The sequence below is a fragment of the Fulvivirga kasyanovii genome (genome assembly GCF_009711405.1).
GTDB classification, from domain to species: domain Bacteria; phylum Bacteroidota; class Bacteroidia; order Cytophagales; family Cyclobacteriaceae; genus Fulvivirga; species Fulvivirga kasyanovii.
Window position 1 is genome coordinate 7,662 of record NZ_SMLW01000522.1, and the last position, 8,307, is coordinate 15,968.

An 8,307-nucleotide genomic window follows, 5' to 3' on the forward strand; every position below is an offset into this window, starting at 1 on the left:
CGGTTACTCTCTTACAAACACGCTATGCTCCATTCATCATGTCGCGCAACCATTTTTTGGCAGATTCAACATCTATGAATTGCCGAATGATCAATCCTTTTGTCAGCTTTGCCCCCTCTGAACTATCAATGTATGTTTCTATGCTCATACTTGACAGCTCATCTTCAGCCGGTACAAGGGCAATATGTCTAACGCCAACCTCAAATACCCTTGCATTCCAATTACTGGCAATCCATGCTATATCCTCCTGTGAAATAACTTCCTGATTCCTGGCATCAGCCAGCCATGCTATTTTGCTCATTTCACTTTTCTTTTCTTTCAGAAGCTGTAGCCCCACATTCATTTGCTCTCTAAACTCATCACTCGTCATAAAACCGTTAGGAGAGTGTATGAGACAAGGCACGGATGCGTCAAATTCTATCGTTGCCGTTCCTGTTTGATGGAGTAAAGTTGTTTCCATTTGTTAATGATTTTGATTGCTTCAACTATTGTTACCTTATCTATCTTTTAGCATTAATTGCCTATAAATCTGTCGATGCCCAGGCAACATCCTTTAAGTCATTTTTTTTAAATGTGCCCTCTTTTGCAGACAGCATGTGGTGTATCATCATAGCAGTCGTTCAAAATTTCTAAAGCCGTTTTCCAGTAGATTATTCATCTTTAAACATTACCCGCTTTTAGGTGTGGCTAGAGTCTCTTACCGGATCGCTTAAAAACCCGTATTTGCTTAACCACCATGCAGGAGGGTAGATTCTCCTGGTGCTTAAGCATGGTTGTATTTTAGCTTATACATTACTTTATTTCTACTTGACAAGCACCATTCTATTGCCCGCTCAAGGCATCGCTGAGCCAGGCTTTGGCCGGTTCTTCGTCCGTAAAATATTGCGTAATTATTTTATCCGTTGATTTTGATTTTGATTCCTCAGTATAGATATCCGCATTCATCCGTGCCATTGTGTATTTATCCTCTGGTAATATCAAAGCGAGGTGCGTCAACCCACTGTTAAAGCAACGGATATTAAAATCTTCGGTAAGCCACTTTAAGCTTTGTTCACTCAGCGATCCATCCCATTTCACCTTTTTCCTCTTTTTTTTCTATAAAAAGCTCCCATGCATTGTCCATCCATGGGCGGAACTCTTTATCGGTAACAAAGCCTTTGTGCCTGGTTATAATGCAGGGCACAGAGGGATCATATGTAGTGGTAGATTCATTAATTGAATAAAGTATTTCGCTCTCCATTTCTAAAACAATTTATTAATTTCGGTTCTTATTAATGGTGATTATTTGGTAGTTTTCACATTTTTAGTACCTCTTCAAGCCAGACTTTGGCAGATTTTACATCTTTGAACATCCGTGTCTCCATTTGCGGTTCATTTATTTTTTTCCCGGATTCTTCCATAAAGATTTCGGCATTCATACTGGCCAGGGCATACTCATCTTCAGGTAGTATCACCGCAGAATACCTGTTACCCGCCTGATAATGGCGTGGCGCCAGGTCTTCTGCCGCCCATTTCAAAGATTCCATATCAATGGCATCTGACTCTTTGATATTACTTATTGATGCCAGTTTTCCATGTTCTTTCTTTTTTGCCGTATATAATTCAAGGGCCTTTTCTTGTAATTGCCGGAATTCCTCTCCGGTAAGAAAACCGACTTGCGAAATCACCAGGCAGGGCACTGATGGGTCAAAATCGATGGTAGACGCTCCTTGTGTATACAGTGTTGTTTGCATTTAAAATTATGTTTAATGTCTTCAATTTTTTCTTTAACAGCCCGGCATATTCTTAACTCTATATGTTGCCGGTCCCTATTTTCCATTCAAAATTCCGTTGAGCCAGGCTTTAGCTGATTCGATATCTAAAAATTGGCGCGCAGTGATTTCTCCTGCTTTTTCCGTAGTTTCCGTGTAGTCACTCGCTCCTACTTCTAAAAACGAATTTTCAGGAATTATCAGAGCGTTGTACCGGAGCCCTGCCTTATGTGCCCGGCCATTCCAGTTTTCTACGGCCCACCTGATGTCATCATCCACAACCATTTCTCCCTTACTGAAATCAGAAATCCAACCAACCTCGTTGTATGTAAGCACCTTTTCTTCAATCAACTCAATGCTCTTCTCCAAAAGAGACCTAAACTCTTCTGACATGGTAAAACCTACCCATGAAGCTATTATGTATGGCCCTGAAGGATCAAAGTCTAATGATGTGCCATTGTCAATTGAATATATCCTTTCCAATTTAGCTTCTGATTTGCTGTCCATTTAGTTTAATATTTAACAGATTGTTTATTTATTTTTCAATATTTAAAAGCAGTATTCTAACCAACAAGCTCTGAGATCCTCAGAATACCTTAAGTAATTGTGTGTGAAACAAGTAAGATTAGAGTCCTGTCATACCTTATTGCCCATTACCCAATACTTCATGAAGCCAGATTCTGGCAGATTCCTGATCTTTAAAATGGTTAATAACTATTGTTTTTGTCTGCATGGTTTGAACAGTGTATTCATGGAGTATTAGTTACCAAAAGCTGTGACCTGAGCCAGTCTTTTGCCATTTCAAGATCGCAGAAGCTATTGATTACCATACCCATAGGCTCCGATTTTTGAGTGTATCTTTCAACATTCCCCCTGAGAAAGTCACTTTCCGGTTCAATAAAAGCAACGCACCTCAGCCCCACCTCCAAGGCAGCAGGATTCCAGTAGGATATCATCCATTTTGAATCCTCAGGATCTAAAACATTGACCTGACTCAGGTTGGCAATCCACCCTATAGAAGGATATTCTTCCCTTTTTTCCTTAAAAAGTTGTAGCGCGTATTTCATGCAATACCTAAACTCCTCGGTAAGCTGAAACCCAAACTTTGCATCAATAAAGCAGGGAACAGCAGGGTCAAAATCCAGGTTTACTTTTTCCGTTGCATAAAGTCTGATCATAGCTTTTTAGGCCGTATTTTATGTCATTATATTATTTTGCTTTGATACCAGTCAAAGCTGTCACCAAACCGAATCAATGTTAAGTTGATTTTCAATTGATTTATAAAAACACCGGTGGACAATAAGGTGGACTTTTGATAAAATCCCCATGGCTTAAATAAATAGCCACATTTTTCAAGTTCGAATAGCTACGATATCTTGGGAATTTTGGAGCAGACAGAATTTACTGGAAGACTCTAACTTTTTACTTCGGTGTTTAGCACACCATTGCTAATAGTAAAGGCCACGGCAAATGCATACTTTTTGGTTGATAAATTTAATGACAGTTTACAGAGATAAATTGAAGCTTTACTAAACTTTGAAAGTTTGGTCAAGCTTTACTGTTCTGTAACACCGGCTGAGGATAATAGCCTTAAAGCAGAGGTTGTTACCTTTCTGAACATCATCTCTTCCGGCAATGTTTTAAAGATTGTACCTCCAAATGCCGTAGAATCCTCTTGCGAGAGACTCTACTGGGAAGTAAATTGACAACTTGTTCGAAAAATGGAGTTTCAGAATCGGCCTTGATCAAAACACCTTCCCCTGACGGCCGAAGCCTTTAGCGAGGCCGTAAGAAATTTAAGGAGCGAAACGGTTAAAAAATCATACTGTTTGATCCCGACATAGTAAGGCTTAGGGAACCAAAAGTAAGAACTTAAGCCATGAAAATCACACGAAGATAGAGATAGACCTGTCATGTTTTGTTCAATACTTCGTGAAGCCATGTTTTAGCCAATTCCAAATCCTTAAAATGCTTTACAATTATGGCAGAGGATTCAGTGGTTAGCTCTGAGTAATCAATTACGTTAACCTCGGCAAAAGCATCCTCAGGCATCACAAAAGCGCAGTACCGAACCCCTCCCTCATAGGCGGCAGGATTCCAGGTATTTATGATCCAGTCCATATCATCTGGATTAAAAGTATCTGCCTTACTGGTATCTGCCAGCCATCCTAACTTCCCCTGCTCTTTAACTTTCTCCCTGATCAATTCCAGACCGTGCTCCAAATAAGCACGAAACTCTTCCGAGGTCATAAAACCAATGATAGCTCCAGAAATACAGGGAACCGCAGGTTCGTAGTCGAAATACCCGCCATCTACCGTGTATAATCTTGTTTGTTGCTTGTCCTCCATGTTTATTTCATTAATTTATAATTGTGATCTGAGCCAGTTTTTTGCCATTTCAATATCACGGAAGCTATTAACTATCATTCCTCTATATAGCCCTGGCTCCTGGATATACCTTGTCAGCTTTTCCTTCGCAAAGTCGCTCTCAGGCTCAATGTAAGCGACGTATTTCAGGCCTGCTGCAACAGCGGCAGGAGTCCAATGCTCTATTACCCATTTTGAATCCTCAGGGCCAAAAACGTTTGCCTTGCTTAGATTGGCTATCCATCCAATCCTCGGATATTCTTTTATTTTTTCCTTAAAAAGTTCAAGTCCTCCTTCCATCCCCAGTGTAAACTCCTCAGAAAGCAGAACCCCAACTTTCTCGTCGATAAAACAGGGGACAGTCGGGTCAAAATCAAAGTGTATTTTATCTGTTACATAAAGCTTTGTAATGGCACTTTCTTTCATTTTTCAGATGTATTATTTATTCCGGGTTTTTGCTTGGTTATTATTGACCACAAATCCACTCTAAAGCATTTTTCATATCGTCAAAATATTTAGTTTGCCTCACCCCCGCTGTAATAGCTGTCCCCATTTCAACGGTATCTTCAACCGACATTTTGGTAAAAACATCTTCCGGCACCACAAATGCCGCCTGCGCATACCCTGCTTCAATGGCCTGTTTCAGCCAGACATTAGCTATCCACTTTTGATCATCAAACAAAACACACCCAAGCCGGACCGTGTCCCAAACCACTTTACTGGTCTTGAAGTGCCTGAGTGCTGCAATTACCTCATGCATAGCTTGCTTAAACTCCTCAGAGGCAGGCTCCAGTTTCCAACGGAACAACAGAACACTATTTTGGTGATCATACTGAATAATGGAACAGTCATTTTCAAAATGGTTCGAAATCGGATTTTTTGTAGTCATTTTTTTAAGATTAAAGCCAACCAACAGATGACTCTTTTTTTATTACCAGCAAGACACAGTAAAAGAGCGCACCTGACGGATGGCCAATGTTAAATCGAATTTTGATTGATTGGTAAAAACACAGGTAGACAATAAGGTGGACTAATAAAAAATATCCTTCTGATTGCCTTTAATGGAAGGGTGTTTTGGCTCAGGCGGAATTTCCGGGAAGACTCTAACTTTTAATCTCTATACTCCGCATACAGTTGTTAAGCAGTTGGCAAACCTATATAAGGGATGGTTTTATTGCTTAACACCGGCAAGCTTCATATTGCACGTCTCATTTTCATATCCATTTGCTCCCCAGGTTTTCAGGTTGGTCCGGTATTTTCCTGAAGCAAAACCTTTTAAATTAAAAAGCCCCGGGCTGCCCCCGGGGCTGTCTTAAGTCTTGGCTTAATTTCAAATAAATACCAACAATGGAATAGTCTAAAGTTTCACTATTACCCCTCCATGGATGTTAAAACCTGCCCTGCCTGGGTAAGTATTAATTACCCTCCTTGAAAACTCGGGATAATAAACCTGTTGATCAAGTATATTAACCATATAGCAGAACAAGGTAACATCTGCCATTGATGGATTTCTCAATAGTTCGGGCAAGTGCAACTGGATGTTGGCTGTTAAATAGTTAATAGCTTTCATTTCCGGGTTTGCATTGGTAGCAGTACCAACAAAATCAGCAGGTGTGTTATCCGAAGAGAATTTAGCCTGTATGTTCCCTCCCTTACTATAATAGGTATTGAATACCCCTACCTCGACTCCTCGCTCGCTTTCGTACTGCATACCAAATTTTGCCATATATAAAGGGGTTCCTCCATAATTTTTATATCCCAGATTGTTCTTTGTTTGTTGAGAAGCGAATGAGCCGACACCTTTCCACTGAGGAGAGAGATAGAATTTACCTTCGGCTTCAAATCCGTGAGAAGTTTGGCTTCCCCTGTTTACATACTGCACCGTGTTGGGTATTTTATTGGCAGGATCAGTGGCAGACGTACGAACGATCTGGTTAGTTTGGTCACTGGTAAAGTAATTAACCGAAGCCTCAAATTTCTTTTTAACGATAAAAAATTGGACTTCGGCTGTGCCTATTTCTTCCGGCAAAAGATCATGATTGCCTATTATAAGTCCTGGTATGTTCAGCGCTTTCTCTCCACCTGCTGTAGCCGAACGGAAAGCTTTACCATAGAGCAGTTTACCCCCAAAACCTGATTTACTGCGAACAACCACGGCCAAACGCGGACTATAGTGAACATCAATTCCAGTTACTTTATTGGCCTGCATGCCTCCCACAAGCTTAAGAAACCTGACAGGTTGGTAGGATAACTGAGCATAACCACTATACCAGGTTTCATTCCACTCCGGCACATAATAAAACCCGTTAGGGTTGTGGGTCTCCTTATTTTCCAGATAAGGCGTACCATCAGCATTGTTGGTTTCCTGAATGCCATGCCCCTGCTGATTGTTGATGTTAAAGCCAATCAAAGCATCCAGGTTGGAACGGATTTTTATAGAGTTAGACCATTCGGCAAGCAGGTCATTGGCAAGCGTAACTATAGGCCTGTTCTTATAGTCAGCCCTTGCCAAATCGAACGTGGTCCGGTTCCATGTAAGGTTAAGGGAAGAAGTCAGGAAAGAGGTAACCTCTTTTTTATAACCCAGGTCAGCAAACATCTTTTTAGAATAAACCTCAAATGGAATGGGTGTTTCATTTGGACCTGCACCGGAGGGCACCACCCACTGAGCTGCATTATGCATTGCTTCCCAGTTAGAAAATCCATAGAATGAATTGAAAGTTAGTCCTTTATAGCTTGTGTTAAGTGTTGCTCCGATATCTCTCCGAGCCATATTGATTGTTCGTGCCGGATTAACGATAGAGTCATAAACAGGTGAAGTGTTACTTCTTATGATCGCTTTCTCGCCCCTGGCGGTAAAATCCCAGCCATCAGTATTATAGAAGTTCAGGCTGGCATCTACGGTAAGGTCATTATGCTTGATCCCAGCATGTATACTACTTTGCCTTGTATCAAAGCTTCCGTATCTTGTAGAAGTAGTAAAATTGCTGGCAGTAGCCTTTTTGGTGATGATATTGATGACACCGGTAAAAGCATTTGTTCCATACAATACCGAACCGGGCCCGCGCACCACTTCCAGCCTTTCGATGGCATTAACAGGGTACGCATTTAAAAGCGGCATCAGAGTACCTCCAAGGTAGCTATCACGGTGAGGTCTCCCATCAATTAGTATCAAAACCTTGGTAGCCCAGTGTGCAGTGGCTTCCCCGCGAACTACAGGCAGATTATTAGTAAGTGTATAAGAGCCGGTCATGTATATACCCGTGACACGATCCAATACTTCAGCTAAGTTACTGGCTCCATAGGCTTCAATTTCATTGGCTGTGACCACTGAAACAATCCCTGGGGCATCCTGTACAGTTTCCTCCGCTTTGGACGCAGTGGTAACCTTAACATTAAGCAGTTCTTCAAGCGAAAGGTCATAAAGCTCTTGTTCCGTATAAGAGCTTTCATCTGGCTGTTCCTGAGCAAGTATGTCTACTAACGATGAACAGACCGCCAGCATTAGTAGGATGAAAAATTTGTAGAATCTGGTCATATTTTATTATGGGATTATAATTTCATTATTTAAGATTAGAAGTCTGATATCCTGATGTCAGCGTGAAGCAATGAATTGCATCAGACTATTATTGTGATGATTTTGCCGACTATATGAAACACGGTATAGATAGATGAGATATTCATTTTGGCCACTGTCATACCGTCAAGACAGGCCTGCTTTCTTTTCCGCTTTATATCTGCTTGCCCAGACTGAGCAATGCACCGGTCATCTGTAGTCTTCTCTTATCGAGGGATGCCTTGTTGACAACGAAACTAATGCTTTCGTCCTCTTTCAGAAAGCTGATACCTGCGCCTTTCCTGATCAGCCCGCCGTCCTCTGTAATAATCAGTATACTGCTGTTTTTTGCTGATTCAAGGAGGGGATTAAACTTTGAATTTTGCGAAGTGGGCAGGAAAACAACATCGCATTGATTAGTTGCTGAAAGGTCTATTTTGCGAACAGAGATATTGGAGTTGTTTCGTGCTTTCAGCATTTTCTCAAACTCGGCCTGTACAGGGGTGTCGCCAAAAAAACCCACCCTGAGTCCTGATTTATTGTCAGGCCAATTGGTGTTTTCAATAAACTTGTACAGAAAAATTGCCTGAATCCTGGTTTCCGGAACCTCCGCGAAAGCTGCTTGCATGGTGA

The 8,307-nt window shown here is 41.2% G+C and carries 12 protein-coding genes; 1 reads left to right on the top strand and 11 read right to left on the bottom strand.

Going from position 1 to position 8,307, the window contains the following annotated elements:
• Positions 1-22 precede the first annotated feature (22 nt).
• From E1163_RS11330 to E1163_RS11355, 6 genes are all read right to left on the bottom strand, one after another.
• Complete coding sequence (locus E1163_RS11330) at positions 23-460, bottom strand: hypothetical protein (protein WP_155171729.1); 438 nt, start codon at positions 458-460, stop codon at positions 23-25.
• A gap of 362 nt (positions 461-822) precedes the next feature.
• On the bottom strand, positions 823-1,077 hold the full coding sequence (locus tag E1163_RS11335; RefSeq protein WP_155171731.1) for a hypothetical protein: 255 nt from the start codon (positions 1,075-1,077) through the stop codon (positions 823-825).
• Positions 1,052-1,240: a hypothetical protein gene (locus tag E1163_RS11340; protein ID WP_155171733.1), complete on the bottom strand. Its 189-nt coding sequence runs from the start codon at positions 1,238-1,240 to the stop codon at positions 1,052-1,054. The genes E1163_RS11335 and E1163_RS11340 overlap by 26 nt, the downstream gene beginning before the upstream one ends.
• A gap of 55 nt (positions 1,241-1,295) precedes the next feature.
• On the bottom strand, positions 1,296-1,733 hold the full coding sequence (locus E1163_RS11345; protein ID WP_155171735.1) for a hypothetical protein: 438 nt from the start codon (positions 1,731-1,733) through the stop codon (positions 1,296-1,298).
• A gap of 75 nt (positions 1,734-1,808) precedes the next feature.
• Complete coding sequence (locus E1163_RS11350) at positions 1,809-2,258, bottom strand: hypothetical protein (RefSeq protein WP_155171737.1); 450 nt, start codon at positions 2,256-2,258, stop codon at positions 1,809-1,811.
• A gap of 242 nt (positions 2,259-2,500) precedes the next feature.
• Entirely contained in the window at positions 2,501-2,929 is a 429-nt protein-coding gene (locus E1163_RS11355) for a hypothetical protein (RefSeq protein ID WP_155171739.1), read from the bottom strand.
• A gap of 366 nt (positions 2,930-3,295) precedes the next feature.
• Here E1163_RS11355 and E1163_RS11360 point away from each other — a divergent pair, with 366 nt between their 5' ends.
• The gene (locus E1163_RS11360) at positions 3,296-3,457 is read left to right on the top strand and encodes a hypothetical protein (RefSeq protein ID WP_155171741.1); all 162 of its coding nucleotides are present in this window, start codon (positions 3,296-3,298) and stop codon (positions 3,455-3,457) included.
• A 205-nt stretch (positions 3,458-3,662) separates the two neighbouring features.
• Here E1163_RS11360 and E1163_RS11365 read toward each other — a convergent pair whose 3' ends face one another.
• The 5 genes from E1163_RS11365 to E1163_RS11385 all read right to left on the bottom strand — a co-directional run.
• The gene (locus E1163_RS11365; RefSeq protein WP_155171743.1) at positions 3,663-4,100 is read right to left on the bottom strand and encodes a hypothetical protein; all 438 of its coding nucleotides are present in this window, start codon (positions 4,098-4,100) and stop codon (positions 3,663-3,665) included.
• A 15-nt stretch (positions 4,101-4,115) separates the two neighbouring features.
• The gene (locus tag E1163_RS11370; RefSeq protein ID WP_155171745.1) at positions 4,116-4,544 is read right to left on the bottom strand and encodes a hypothetical protein; all 429 of its coding nucleotides are present in this window, start codon (positions 4,542-4,544) and stop codon (positions 4,116-4,118) included.
• A 40-nt stretch (positions 4,545-4,584) separates the two neighbouring features.
• Positions 4,585-5,007: a hypothetical protein gene (locus tag E1163_RS11375; protein WP_155171747.1), complete on the bottom strand. Its 423-nt coding sequence runs from the start codon at positions 5,005-5,007 to the stop codon at positions 4,585-4,587.
• A gap of 468 nt (positions 5,008-5,475) precedes the next feature.
• The gene (locus tag E1163_RS11380; RefSeq protein ID WP_155171749.1) at positions 5,476-7,656 is read right to left on the bottom strand and encodes a TonB-dependent receptor plug domain-containing protein; all 2,181 of its coding nucleotides are present in this window, start codon (positions 7,654-7,656) and stop codon (positions 5,476-5,478) included.
• A 193-nt stretch (positions 7,657-7,849) separates the two neighbouring features.
• Positions 7,850-8,307 (bottom strand): YfiR family protein (locus E1163_RS11385; protein WP_155171751.1); only part of this gene is annotated, 458 nt, incomplete at its 5' end.